The 12,844-nt window shown below is 77.4% G+C and carries 10 protein-coding genes; 7 read left to right on the top strand and 3 right to left on the bottom strand.

What is annotated here, in order from left to right; translation table 11 throughout:
- Window positions 1-88: 88 nt before the first annotated feature.
- On the bottom strand, window positions 89-493 hold the full coding sequence (locus tag ACI792_RS16550) for an STAS domain-containing protein (protein ID WP_456603552.1): 405 nt from the start codon (window positions 491-493) through the stop codon (window positions 89-91).
- Between the two features lie 216 nt (window positions 494-709).
- Between ACI792_RS16550 and ACI792_RS16545 the strand changes: the two genes are divergently transcribed.
- Window positions 710-1,033, top strand: coding sequence for a hypothetical protein (locus ACI792_RS16545; RefSeq protein WP_456603551.1), 324 nt, complete (start codon window positions 710-712; stop codon window positions 1,031-1,033).
- A gap of 211 nt (window positions 1,034-1,244) precedes the next feature.
- On the top strand, window positions 1,245-1,616 hold the full coding sequence (locus tag ACI792_RS16540) for a hypothetical protein (RefSeq protein ID WP_456603550.1): 372 nt from the start codon (window positions 1,245-1,247) through the stop codon (window positions 1,614-1,616).
- On the opposite strand, the gene ACI792_RS16535 is transcribed toward ACI792_RS16540, so the two are convergent.
- Window positions 1,574-4,606: a sacsin N-terminal ATP-binding-like domain-containing protein gene (locus ACI792_RS16535; RefSeq protein ID WP_456603549.1), complete on the bottom strand. Its 3,033-nt coding sequence runs from the start codon at window positions 4,604-4,606 to the stop codon at window positions 1,574-1,576. The genes ACI792_RS16540 and ACI792_RS16535 overlap by 43 nt on opposite strands.
- Window positions 4,607-4,740: 134 nt before the next feature.
- On the opposite strand from ACI792_RS16535, the gene ACI792_RS16530 reads away from it, so the two are divergent.
- The 3 genes from ACI792_RS16530 to ACI792_RS16520 all read left to right on the top strand — a co-directional run bounded on the left by ACI792_RS16530 (window position 4,741) and on the right by ACI792_RS16520 (window position 8,410).
- The gene (locus ACI792_RS16530; RefSeq protein WP_456603548.1) at window positions 4,741-5,169 is read left to right on the top strand and encodes an ATP-binding protein; all 429 of its coding nucleotides are present in this window, start codon (window positions 4,741-4,743) and stop codon (window positions 5,167-5,169) included.
- Between the two features lie 65 nt (window positions 5,170-5,234).
- A complete protein-coding gene (locus ACI792_RS16525) occupies window positions 5,235-6,788 on the top strand; it encodes an aldehyde dehydrogenase family protein (protein ID WP_456579943.1) in 1,554 nt (517 codons plus the stop codon).
- A complete protein-coding gene (locus tag ACI792_RS16520; RefSeq protein ID WP_456603547.1) occupies window positions 6,785-8,410 on the top strand; it encodes a GMC family oxidoreductase in 1,626 nt (541 codons plus the stop codon). Before ACI792_RS16525 ends, ACI792_RS16520 begins: the two co-directional genes overlap by 4 nt.
- 100 nt (window positions 8,411-8,510) lie before the next feature.
- Here the strand turns inward: ACI792_RS16520 and ACI792_RS16515 are convergent, their stop codons facing one another.
- Window positions 8,511-9,830, bottom strand: a complete 1,320-nt coding sequence (locus ACI792_RS16515) for an MFS transporter (protein WP_456603546.1) — start codon at window positions 9,828-9,830, stop codon at window positions 8,511-8,513.
- Between the two features lie 72 nt (window positions 9,831-9,902).
- Here ACI792_RS16515 and ACI792_RS16510 point away from each other — a divergent pair, with 72 nt between their 5' ends.
- A complete protein-coding gene (locus ACI792_RS16510) occupies window positions 9,903-10,898 on the top strand; it encodes a GlxA family transcriptional regulator (protein WP_456603545.1) in 996 nt (331 codons plus the stop codon).
- A 242-nt stretch (window positions 10,899-11,140) separates the two neighbouring features.
- Window positions 11,141-12,724: a DEAD/DEAH box helicase gene (locus ACI792_RS16505; protein WP_456603544.1), complete on the top strand. Its 1,584-nt coding sequence runs from the start codon at window positions 11,141-11,143 to the stop codon at window positions 12,722-12,724.
- Window positions 12,725-12,844 lie beyond the last annotated feature (120 nt).

Below are 12,844 nucleotides of genomic sequence, written 5' to 3'. Positions count from 1 at the left end.
CCGGTCCGGCCCCCGGCCTGGGTTCCGAGTCTGCCCCTCGGGCGACGGCGGCGCGCCCCCGACCCCCGCGAGACGGTGCGGCGAGGGGTCAGGAGGCGGCGGTGCCGACCCGCTCTCCGCCGAGCAGGTCCCACAGACCGGTGATCTGCAGCGGCCGGATGACCGCGCGGGTGGCGGCGAGGATCCGGAGCCGCCCGCCGCCGGCCAGCGCCTTGCGGTGGGCGACGGCGAGGGTGCAGAGCCCGGCGGAGTCGAGGAAGGTGACGGCGGTCAGGTCGACCACGACCTCCCGCGGCGCGGCGTCGACGAGCTCGTCGAGCACGGCGCCGACCTGCGGGGCGGAGGTGCAGTCGACCTCACCCGAGACGGTGAGGCGGGGCAGGGAAGCGGAGCCCGCCACCTCGAGGGTGAGGGGGGCGGCCGGGAGGACGTCCATCCCGGCGGGGATCGCAGCGGATCCGGTGAGCGAACGGTCGAGCGAGGAAGCGGTCACGGGTTTGCCTCTCGGGCGAGAACCGGACCAGTGAGCCTGCGGACGCGAACGACACGACGACCAGCACTGGGTTCACGGCTGCTGCTGAACCGCAGCTCCGACCGTAGGCATCGCGGGGTCGCGGCGCAAGGGTCGCGTCGCAGGTCACCGGGCGTGCGCGGCGCCAGCCGCGGGACGCTCCGCCGCCGGCCCCGCGCGGCGACGGATACTGGTCCGGTGACCGAGCCGCGCCCCTCGTCCCGCCGCCCGTCCCCGCTGCTGATCGTGGGCGGGCTCGTCGCGCTGGCGGTCTCGGTGGGCGCGTTCGCCGTGCTGGACCCGGTTCTCGCCGCGGCGGTCGCCATCGGCGCGCTCACCCTGCTCGCCATGGCCGCGGCGGCGGCGGACTGGGAGTCCCACGCGACGTTCGAGGAGCGCGAGCTCGCCCGCGCGCGGCGCCGCAAGGAGAAGTGGGAGCGCAACGCCGACGCCCGCGCGCGGGACCGCGCCCGCTGGGAGGCCCACCAGGCGCGGAAGGCCGCGCGCGACGCCTCCCGGTAAAGAGTTCGACGCCCGGGCGGCGCCGGCCTAGCGTCCCTCCCCATGCGGTACTCCGTGCGCCTGCGCACCTCCTGAGCTGACGCGCCGCGGGCCGGTTCCCCCGCCCGCCGTCCGCGCCCGGTCCTTCCCGGGCGCCCGCTCCCCTGCGCCCCCGCCCCGGGCCCCGTCGTGCCCGCGGGGCGCTCCCCACCGCACCCTGCCGGAGGCACCCGTGCCACGCAGCACCCCTCGTCCCACCGGTCCGGCCGCCGAGGCGCGCGCCGCGCTCCCCGAGAGCGAGACCGCCGACTTCGACCGACTGGCCCACGCCGTCCTCGCCTCGCCGTCGGCCCCGCTGGGCCCGCTGCTGCGGGCGCAGCTGCCCGGGACGGCCGGCGTCCGCTGGCTGCGCCAGGAGGGCCTGGCGCCGACCGCCCGCCCGACGGCCCTGACCGCCGACCGGTGGTTGTCGCTGTTCCGCTGCTGGCGGTCGGTGGCCCCGGTGCCCGGGGCAGCCGGGGCGGGCAGGCAGCGGGGCGGCGGCCGGCCGGCCACGCACGGTCACGCGCCCGGCGCGGCCGCCATCCCCCGCTGGGGTTCCTGACGGATCCCCACCGCGTCCTCGGCCGCCAGGTCGAGGGCGCGGTCGGGGTCGGCGAACGCCTCGGCCAGCGCCTGGCGCAGCCCCCACGCGCCGGTCCGCCAGGCCAGGGCCCGCCCGAGCGCGCCGGGCGTCCCGTCGACGTGGTCGACGTCCTCGCCGGGCCACCACGCCGCCTGGCGACCGTCGACGGTGAGCCGCTCGTGCAACGCCACCGCGCCGGGGAGCGCGGCGCGGCCGAGGCGTGCGGCGGCCAGCGCGGCGCCCGGCACCTCCGCCCACTCCAGCCGGCGCAGCGGCCGGCTGGTCACCCGTGGCTCGCCCACCAGCTCGCCGGCCAGCGGGAGGTCCAGCAGGTCGGCCACCGCCTCGGGCGCACCGCCGGCGGGCACGACCGGCAGGTCCACCAGCGGCAGCAGGTGCGGCGCCTCCAGCACCACCGCGCGCTCGGCCACCCGGTCGGGCGCGACGCGCACCCGGTCCGGTGGCTCGACGTCGAACCCGTCGAGTGCGGCGGCCAGCCGGGCGTGCACCGTGCGGAGCACCGCGGGCGGCACGGTGCGCGCCGGGTCGCCCAGCCGGCGGAGCAGGTCGCGGGCGTCGTCGGGGTCGGAGAGCACGTCGCCCAGCACGGCCGGCGGGCGCAGCAGCCCGAGCAGCGGCTCGTCGCCCGGCGCCGGGTCGTAGAGGCCACGCAGCTCGGTGCTGCCGGGGTGCGCCAGCCGCCCGGGCCGGCGCCCGTCGAGGACCGGGTGGGTCAGCAGCCACCAGCGCAGGTACCCCGGCACCGTCTCCCCGCCGACGACGACGTCGGCCCACGCCTCTGCCGGCCCCGCGGCGAGCAGCGCCAGCGCCCCGGGCCAGTCGGCCACCAGCTCCAGGTCGCGGACGGCGACCAGCGGCGGCCACACCGGCGGGGCGTGGCCGGGCAGCCGGTCGAGCACGGCGTCGGCCCACTCGTCGGCGCCGGCCACGTCGAGGTCGTCGGGGTCGTCGGCGCGCACGAGCGCGAAGCCGTCCAGGACGCCGATCGCGCGCAGCGCCCCGGCGTCCGCGGTCGCGGCGAACCCCGGGTCGAGCACGCCCAGCGCACCCTCGGCCAGCACGTCGGCGAGCGGCGATCCCGGGGCCAGCAGCTCCCCCGCCGGCGCGTACCCGCCGTCGGCGTCGGGCAGCGCCAGCTCGGCCAGCCAGGGGGCTCCGGCCGCCTCCGGCGCGGCGGCGACCAGGGCGAGCACCGCGTCGGCCAGGTCGTCGGGGTGCGGCGCGTCGGCGGCGCCCTCCTCGGCCGCCTCCAGCGAGCCCTCCACCGCCGTCCGCACCGCAGGGTCGGCGAGCACCGCCTCCGCCGTCGCCGGACGCGCGCCCAGGCGCTCGAGCAGGCGGCCGGCCGCCCGGGGAGCCACCGCCGCGGGGTCGACCAGCCGCACGGGCAGCGCCGCCAGCCGCTCCACCGGCAGGCCGGGCTCGGGCAGCAGCACCCCGGCGGGGCCGTGCGCCGTGCGTCCGTCGGCCAGCGGCACCGGCAGCGCCGCGAGCTCCTCCCGGTCGGCGTCGGCGAAGGCGGCGTAGAGCTCCGCCCACCACGCGGCCGGGCGGGCGACCTGGCGCACCGCCTCGACGACGTCGGCCAGGCCCGCCCGGCGGACGCCGAGCGCGCCCAGCACCGGCAGGTCGGTGCGCCGCGACCAGGCGGCCGGCAGCAGCCCGGGCAGCACGCCGGTGAGCGCGGCGACCCGCTCCTCGGTGGCGTCCTCCAGCACCACGGCGCGGGACGGCGACCGGCGCTCGCCGGGCTCCCCGGCGACGGGCAGCCACGCGGTGCGGCCCAGCCGCTCCAGGGCGGCCGCGGTCAGCGCGGCGTCCAGCGCGGCGCCGGCCAGCGCGGGGCGCGGGACCAGCGCCAGCAGCGCGGGGTCGGCGGCCAGGCGCGCGACGAGCTCCACCAGCGCCTGGGCGGCCTCGGCCACCAGCAGGTCGGTGACCGGGCCGGGGAGCACGTGCCGCCGATCGGGGCCGAGCGGGAAGGGCGCGATCAGCCGCAGCGGCAGGGACAGCGGCTCGTCGCCGGGCGTCGGCGCGTGCACCACCTGCGGGCCGGGCAGGGGCCGCGGCCGGCCGTCGTCGTCGATCGGCACCGCCCACGTCACCGTCCAGGCCCGGCGCCCGCGCTCCTCCACGGGGCGGCCGGCCAGCAGCTCCGCCGGGAGCTCGCCCGACCGCTCGGCCATCGCCCACCGCGTCGGCACGCCGTCCTCGGTGAGCCGCACCTCCGGCGCCGCCCCCTCCCGGGTGAGCACGCGGCGGTCCCCGTCGATCACCACCTCCACCGCCGCCAGCCCCGGCAGCGCCAGCAGCAGCTCCGCCGGCAGGTCGCGGAGGGCCGCGGCGACGCCCGCCCGCGCGCCCCGGCGCAGCGGGAGCACCACCTCGGTGTCGAAGCCCTCGGGAGGCGCCCCGGCGGCCGGCCAGGGCAGCCGCAGCACCGGCACGGCGCCGTCCCGGCGGGCCAGCTCGGGGGCGAGCGCGGGCAGCGCCGCGACCTCGGCCCGCGTGCCCTCGGCGCTGAACCGGACGCCGCCGGTGCGGGAGAGCACCGCCGGCTCGTCGCTCACCGCGAGCACCGCGGCGAAGCCCACCCCGAAGCGGCCGACCGCCGCGGCGTCGTCCCGCTTCGCCGACGCGCGCAGCGTGGCCAGGCCCTGCACCCCACCGTCGTCCAACGGCGCGCCGGTGTTGGTGGCGCGCAGCTCCTCCCCGGCCAGCCGCAGGCGCAGCCGGCCGGGCACCCCGGCCCGGAGCGCGGCGTCCGCGGCGTTCTGCGCCAGCTCCACCAGCAGCCGGTCCCGGTAGCCGCCCCGGACGAGGTCCTCCTCGGCGTTGGCGTCCTCGCGGAAGCGGGCCGGCGAGGCGGCCCAGGCGGCGAGCACCCGGCGGCGCCGGCCGGCCGTGCCGAAGGGGTCCGCCGGGTCCCCGGGAACGGTGGCGGCCATGCCCCGGACCCTAGGCGCCCACCGCCGTCGGCCCCGCCACCTCTTCGGGGTGAGACGAGGGTTCGCACTTCCCCGGAACGGGCAGGGTGCCGCCACGACCGGTCGGCGGAGCCGGTGAGGGAAGGCGGTGAGGGGTGGCGCTGTGGCAGGCCGCGCGACCGCCGGGACCGTTCGCGGAGATCTGGTGCCAGGAGCTCACGTCCCTGGGCGAGCTCGCCGCTCTGCGCAGCCGTCTCCGGGAGTCCACGACCGGGAGCCGCACCGTCGCCCACCCTGAGCGGGACCACTGGTCCGAGCGGCTGGTGCTGATCGCCGACGAGCTCACCTCCAACGCCCTCCGGCACGGCGGGGCCCCGGTCGCGACGGTCCTCGGCCGCGACGGGGACCGCTGGCTGGTCGCGGTCCGCGACTCGGCGGCCGACGTCGCGCCGGCGCCGGCCCAGGGGCGCGATCCCGGGCTCGGCGGCTTCGGCCTGTACCTGGTCGCCGACCTCTCCCTCGCGCACGGCTGGTTCGCCGAACCCGGCACCAAGACGGCCTGGGCCGTGGTGGACGGCCGCTGACCGGCCGTCCCCGACCGGGCGAACCCCTGCGCAGGTGTCTGTGACCCGCGGGTAACGTGCGCCACATGTCGCTCGCCGATCAGCTGGACACGGTCACCGGCTCCGCCGCGGGAACGGTCGACCGGCACGCCACCACCGAGACCTTCGAGTCGACCGCGCCGGCCAGCGGCGCGGTCGTCGGCGTCTTCCCCGTGCACGACGAGGCCGCCGTCGGCGAGACGGTCGCCCGCGCCCGCGTCGCCGCCCAGCAGTGGGCGGGGCTGGGTTTCGACGGCCGCAAGCAGCGGCTCTCGGCCTACCGCGGCTACGTCGCCCGGCGCATGCACGAGCTCGCCGACCTGGTGCACCGCGAGAACGGCAAGCCGCACGCCGACGCGATCCTCGAGATCAGCCTCGCCGTCGACCACCTCGCCTGGGCCGCCGGCCACGCCCGCAAGGCCCTCGGCCCGCGCCGGGTGAACCCCGGGATGCTGGCGGCCAACCACGCCGCCTACCTGGAGTACCAGCCGCTCGGCGTCATCGGTGTCATCGGCCCCTGGAACTACCCGGTGTTCACGCCGATGGGCTCGATCGCCTACGCCCTCGCCGCCGGCAACGCCGTCGTCTTCAAGCCCTCCGAGCACACCCCCGCCGTCGGCGCGTGGCTGGCCGCCGCCTGGCGGGCCGCCGTCCCCGACTGCGCGGACGCCTTCCAGGTCGTCACCGGCTACGGCGCCACCGGCGCGGCGCTCTGCCGCGTGCCCGTCGACAAGCTCGCGTTCACCGGCTCGGCGGCCACCGGCAAGAAGGTCATGGCCGCCTGCGCCGAGACCCTCACCCCGGTGCTCATGGAGCTCGGCGGCAAGGACGCGATGATCGTCGACGACGACGCCGACGTGGCCGCCGCCGCGGACGCCGCCGTCTGGGGCGCGATGAGCAACGGCGGCCAGACCTGCATCGGGATCGAGCGCGTCTACGCCACCGAGGCGGTCTACGACCGCTTCGTCGACGCCGTCACCGCCCAGGTGCGCACGCTGCGCCCCGGTGCCGACGGCGAGGCGACCTACGGCCCGATGACCATGCGCTCGCAGATCGACGTCGTCCGCCGGCACGTCGCCGACGCCGAGGCCGCGGGCGCCCGGGTCATCACCGGCGGCACGGACGCCGACGCGTTCCCCGCCGAGGGCTACGTCGCGCCGACCGTGCTGCTCGACGTCCCCGAGGACTCCTCGGCGGTCACGGAGGAGACCTTCGGCCCCACGCTGACCATCACCAAGGTGCGCGACGCCGAGGAGGCCCTGCAGCGGGCCAACGACACCACGTACGGCCTGGCCGGCGCGGTCTTCTCCGCCTCCAAGGAGAAGGCCATGGACCTCGCCCGCCGGATGCGCAGCGGCATGACGTCGATCAACTCGGTGCTGACCTTCGCGTCGGTGCCGGCACTGCCCTTCGGCGGCGTGGGCGACTCCGGCTTCGGCCGCATCCACGGCGAGGACGGGCTGAAGGAGTTCACCCGCGCCAAGGCCATCACCCGCCAGCGGGTGGCGCTGCCGGTCAACCTGATGAGCTTCGGCCGGCCGGAGAAGGCCGCCGACGCGATGGCCCGGGTCATGGGCATGGTGCACGGGCGGCACCGGTGAGCGGCGAGGTGCGCGTGGCCGACGAGTACGACGTCGTCGTCGTCGGGGCGGGCTCGGCCGGCAGCGCGCTGGCCGGGCGGCTCAGCGAGGACCCGGGGCTCCGCGTGCTGGTGCTGGAGGCCGGCGGCACCGACGACGTGCTCGAGGTGAAGATCCCGGCCGGGCTCTACAAGGTCTGGCGCACCCGCCACGACTGGAACTACACCACCGACCAGCAGCCGGGCCTCGGCGGCCGCAGGCTCTTCTGGCCCCGCGGCAAGCTGCTCGGCGGCTCCTCGTCGATCAACGCGATGATCTACGTCCGCGGGGCGCGCGCCGACTACGACGAGTGGGCCGAGCTGACCGGTGACCCGTCCTGGTCCTACGACCGCGTGCTCCCGCTGTTCAAGCGGATGGAGGACAACGCCCGCGGCGCCGACGAGTGGCACGGGGTCGGCGGCCCGCTGCGCGTGGAGGACCTGCGCTCCCCCCACCCGTGGACGACGGCGGTCGTCGAGGCGGCGGTGGCCAGCGGCTACCCGCGCAACGCCGACTTCAACGGCGCCGCGCAGGAGGGCGTCGGCCGGTACCAGGTGACGCAGAAGCGCGGCCGCCGCTGGTCGGCCGCCGATGCCTACCTGCACCCCGCCGCCAGCCGGCCCAACCTCACCGTGCGGACCGGGGCGCTGACCACCCGGGTGCTGGTCGAGAGCGGCCGCGCCACCGGCGTCGAGTACCGCGCGGGCGGGCAGCTGCGCACGGTGCGCGCCACCCGCGAGGTGGTGCTCTCCGGCGGCGCGGTGAACTCGCCGCAGCTCCTCATGCTCTCGGGGATCGGCCCGGCCGAGCACCTGCGCGAGGTCGGCGTCGACGTCGTCCACGACCTCCCGGGGGTGGGCGCCGGCCTGCAGGACCACCCGCTCGTGCCGGTGGTCTGGAACGTGCGCTCGGGGAGGTCGCTGCGGCTGGCCGAGACACCGGTCAACCTCGCGAGGTGGAAGGTGGCCGGCCGCGGCCCGCTCACCTCGAACCTCGCCGAGGCGGGCCTCTTCACCCGCTCGAACCCGGAGCTCGCCGAGCCGGACCTGCAGATGCACTTCCTGCCCGTGAAGTTCTGGAAGCAGGCGGAGGTCGACCCCGACGCCGAGGCGTTCACCTCCGCCGTCGTGCTGGTGCGCGTGCACTCGCGCGGCTCGGTGCGGCTGCGCTCGGCCGACCCGACGTGGGCGCCGGCCATCGACGCCGGCTACCTCACCGACGAGCGGGACCTCGACGCGCTGGTGTCCGGCGTCGAGCAGGCGCGGGAGATCGCCCGGGCCGCACCGCTCGCGTCGGTTCTCGCCGAGGAGTGGTCGCCGGGCGGGACGGTGCACGGTCGGGAGGCGCTGCGGCAGTCGGTGCGCGACACCCTGGAGTCGCTGTACCACCCGGTCTCCTCCTGCCGGATGGGCGCCGACGACATGGCCGTGGTCGACCCGCAGCTCCGGGTGCGCGGCATCGAGGGCCTGCGCGTCGTCGACGCCTCGGTCATGCCGACGCTGGTGCGCGGCAACACCAACGCGCCGACGATCATGATCGCCGAGCGGGCGGCCGACCTGATCCTGGGCCGCTCCCCCGCGGCCGTCCTCGCGACCGCGCACTGACGCCGTCCCGCGCCGGGATCAGGGGACCTGATCCCGGCGCGTCCTCCCTCGCGGTCGGCGGTGAGGGAGGACGCGGCGCGGTGAGGGAGGAGCCCCTCGCTCAGCCGTGGGCCTGGGCGGCAGCCGCCTCCCCGCGCTCGGCCGGGAGCGCGGTCGTCGTGGGCGGGGGCAGGTTCCGGCGGATGGACATCGACGCCGCCGCGGCCAGCAGGCACAACCCGCCGGCGAGGAACCAGGCCAGGTCGTAGGAGCCGGTGACGTCGCGGATCACCCCGCCGCCGAACGCCGCGACCGCCGCGCCGACCTGGTGGGAGGCGAAGACCCAGCCGAAGACGACGGGCGCGCGGGCGCCGAAGTGCTCGCGGCAGAGCGCCAGCGTGGGCGGCACCGTGGCCACCCAGTCCAGGCCGTAGAAGACGATGAACGCGATCATGCTGACGTGCAGGTCCGGCCCGAACAGGGTGGGCAGCGCGAACAGCGACAGCCCGCGGAGGCCGTAGTAGGCCAGGAGCAGCACCCGCGGGTCGACGCGGTCGGTGAGCCAGCCGGAGAAGATCGTGCCGGCGATGTCGAAGAGCCCGACCACGGCGAGCAGGCCGGCCGCCGTCGTCACCGGCATGCCGTGGTCGTGCGCGGCCGGGATGAAGTGCGGCTGCACCAGCCCGTTGGTCGACATGCCGCAGATGAAGAAGCCGGCCGCCAGCAGCCAGAACGGCCGTGACCTCGCCGCGAGCACCAGCCCCTGCACCGCCGCGCGGGCGGCCCCGGCGCGGACGGGCTCGACGTCGTCGGCCGCCGTCCCGCCGTAGGGGACGGCGCCCACGTCGCGGGGCCGGTCGCGGAGCAGCCAGGCCACCAGCGGGAGGACGGCGAGGGCGGCGGCCGTCGTCCCCAGGGATGCCGCCCGCCAGCCCCAGGCGGAGTCGATCCAGGCCACGAGCGGCAGGAACACCAGCTGCCCGGCGGCGCCGCCGGCGGTGAGGATGCCGGAGACCAGGCCGCGGCGGGCGACGAACCAGCGGCCGGTCACCGTGGCCACCAGCGACAGCGCCATGGACCCCGAGCCCAGGCCGACCAGCACGCCCCACAGCAGCACCAGCTGCCAGCTCGCGGTCATGAACACGGTCAGCCCGCTGCCGAGCGCGACGACGACGAGCGCGGCCATGACCACCCGGCGGATGCCGAAGCGCTCCATCAGCGCGGCGGCGAAGGGAGCGGTCAGCCCGTACAGCGCCATGTTGACCGCGACCGCGGCCGAGATCGTGGAGACCGACCAGCCGAACTCCGCGCGCAGCGGGTCGATGAGCACGCCCGGCACCGCGCGGAACGCAGCGGCCCCCACGAGCGCCAGGAAGGTCACCGCGGCGACCCACCAGGCCGGGTGGATCCGGTGCGTGCGCGGCGGGGCGAGGGCGGTCACGGCGGAGAGCATGACGGGCGGGCGGCCTGCCGGGCGAGTGGCCGGGCGGCCAACCTGTGCAAGGATCCGGCCATGCCGACGAGCGGTCGCCCACCGCGGCACGAGGTCGCCGTCCTGGCGCTGCCCGAGACCATGGCGTACGAGGTGGGCCTCCCCCACCAGTTCTTCGGCAGCGCCGTGGACGCCCGGGGCAGCAGGCTCTACCGGGTGCGGGTGGCCAGCCTCGACGGCGGGCCGGTGCGCACCTCGGCCGGCTTCTCGCTGCTCCCCGAGCACGACGCCTCGATCCTCGACACGGCGGAGACGGTCGTCGTCCCGGGCGTCCACGGCACCTCGGCCATGCGCGACGGCACCGTGCCCGAGGAGCTGGCCCGGCTGCTCCGCCGGGCGGCCGGGCGCTCCCGCCTGGTCTCGATCTGCACCGGGGCCTTCGTGCTCGCCGCCGCCGGGCTGCTCGACGGCCGGCGGGCGACCACCCACTGGGTGCACGCCCCGGCCTTCGCCGACCTCTTCCCGCTGGTGCACCTGGACCCCGACGTGCTCTTCGTCGACGACGGCGACGTCCTCACCTCGGCCGGCAACGCGGCCGGGATCGACCTCCTCCTGCACGTGATCCGCCGGGACCACGGCAGCGAGGTGGCCGGCCGGGTCGCCCGGCGCAGCGTCGTCGCCCCGTGGCGGGACGGCGGCCAGTCGCAGTTCATCGAGCGGCCCGTGCCCGAGCTCGGTGACTCCGGCACGGCGGCCACCCGCGCCTGGGCGCTGGAGCACCTCGCCGAGCCGCTCACCCTGGCCGACCTCGCCGCGCACGCGCGGATGAGCGTCCGCACCTTCACCCGGCGCTTCCGCGAGGAGACCGGGTCCTCGGCCACCCGGTGGCTGGTGCAGCAACGGGTCGCCCTCGCCCGCCGGCTGCTGGAGTCGACCGACGTGCCGGTCGAGCGGGTCGCCGAGCGGTCCGGCTTCGGGACGACGGCGTCGATGCGCCAGCACCTGCACGCCGCCATCGGGGTCGCGCCGCTGGCCTACCGCCGCACCTACCGCGGACCGACGGCTCACCCGATGTGACGGGGGACTCCCCCCACCTGGGACCACGACGCGGTGATCTCTGGTTGAGTACTACGTACCGGCGCCGCCCTCGCTCATCCGGAGCGGCAGGAATCGACGTCGGGCTGAGGCTGCGCCACCTTGGTGCGCCCGGCTGACCGACGTCTCGCCGACGATGCGACCCGCCCTGCCACCGTGCAGACGTGCCGGGGCTCGCGCTCGCCGAGGTGCTCGTGCGGCCACTCGAGCGTCGAAGGATCCCAGTGACCTCCATCAGCAACTCCCCTGCCTCGTCCGAGACCCCCCGCCGCCGTCGCGGTGGGCGCGGCCGCGGCACCCGCCCGGCCGGCGAGCAGCAGGTCCAGCACCGCCCCGCGCCCGCGGCCGCGCCCGCGCCCGTCGTGGTCCCGGTCGGCGCCGACGCCACCGTGCTCCCCACCGACACCAGCTTCGAGGCCCTCGGCGTCCCCGCGCCGCTGGTCGAGGTGCTCACCGGCAGCGGCATCACCGCGCCGTTCCCCATCCAGGTCGCCACGCTGCCCGACAGCCTCGGCGGCCGCGACGTCCTCGGCCGCGGGCGCACCGGGTCGGGGAAGACCCTCGCCTTCTCGATCCCGCTGGTCTCCCGGCTCGCCACCTCCGGCTCCCGCCGGCAGGCCAAGCGCCCCCGCGCCCTCGTGCTGGTGCCGACCCGCGAGCTGGCCAACCAGGTCTTCGCCGTCGTCGACCCGCTGGCCCGCGCGCTCGGCATGAACGCCACCACGATCTTCGGCGGCGTCGGCCAGAACCCGCAGGTCCAGGCGCTGTCCCGCGGCGTCGACATCGTCATCGCCTGCCCCGGCCGGCTCGAGGACCTCATCGGCCAGGGGCACTGCGACCTCGGCGGCGTGGAGATCACCATCCTCGACGAGGCGGACCACATGGCCGACCTGGGCTTCCTGCCGGGCGTCAAGCGCCTCATGGACCGCACCCCGAAGACCGGTCAGCGGCTGCTGTTCTCCGCCACCCTGGACAACGGCGTCGACGTGCTGGTGAAGCGCTACCTGAGCAGCCCGGTGACCCACTCGGTCGACCCGGCCGTCGCCCCGGTCAGCACCATGACCCACCACGTCTTCCACGTGCAGACCGCCGACAAGGGTGAGGTCGTCCGCCAGCTCGCGTCCGGCCTGGGCCGCAGCGTGCTGTTCACCCGCACCAAGCACCAGGCGAAGAAGCTCGCCAAGCAGCTCACCGCCCAGGGCATCCCCGCGGTGGACCTGCACGGCAACCTGAGCCAGAACGCGCGCGAGCGCAACCTCGAGGCGTTCAGCAACGGCTCGACCCGGGTGCTGTGCGCGACCGACATCGCCGCCCGCGGCATCCACGTCGACGACGTCGCGCTGGTCGTGCACGTCGACCCGCCGACCGAGCACAAGGCCTACCTGCACCGCTCGGGCCGCACGGCCCGCGCCGGTGCCGGCGGCATCGTCGTCACCATCACCACGCCCGACATGGTCGGCGAGGTGCGCACGCTCACCCGCCAGGCCGGCATCAACCCGGTGGTCAGCCAGGTGCGTCCGGGTTCCGCGGAGATCGCGGAGCTCGCCGGTCCGGCGGCCCCCTACGTGGAGCCGGCCCCCGCGCCCGAGCCGCAGCCGCAGGGCTCCGGCGGTGGACGCCGCCGGCGTGGCGGCTCGGGCTCCGGTTCGGGCTCGGCCGCGGCCAAGCCCGCCGGCTCGTCCGGGCGCAGCGGCGGCTCGGGTTCCGGCCGGCCCAGCGGCCCGGCCCGCACCCGCGCCGAGCTCGCCGCCCGGGCCGGCTCGTCGTCGGCCGCCTCGTTCAGCGCCCGCTCCCGCCGAGGCCGCTGAGCACACGGGTGGGGGGGGGGGGGGGGGGGGGGGGGGGCCCCCCCCCCCCCCCCCCCCCCCCCCCCCCCCCCGCCGGCGGCGCCCCCCCCCGCGGGCCCCCCGGCCCGCCCCGCACCCTCT

This window comes from Blastococcus sp. SYSU DS0669, from assembly GCF_054050895.1.
Note: the sequence above shows the minus strand (reverse complement) of the source record. Positions and strands in the feature narration are given on the sequence as shown.

Coding starts and splice junctions, on each gene's coding strand:
- ACI792_RS16525 (WP_456579943.1), top strand. CDS start 5,235: ATGTCGCTCGCCGATCAGCTGGACACGGTCACCGGCTCCGCCGCGGGA.
- ACI792_RS16535 (WP_456603549.1), bottom strand. CDS start 4,606: ATGGCCGCCACCGTTCCCGGGGACCCGGCGGACCCCTTCGGCACGGCC.
- ACI792_RS16510 (WP_456603545.1), top strand. CDS start 9,903: ATGCCGACGAGCGGTCGCCCACCGCGGCACGAGGTCGCCGTCCTGGCG.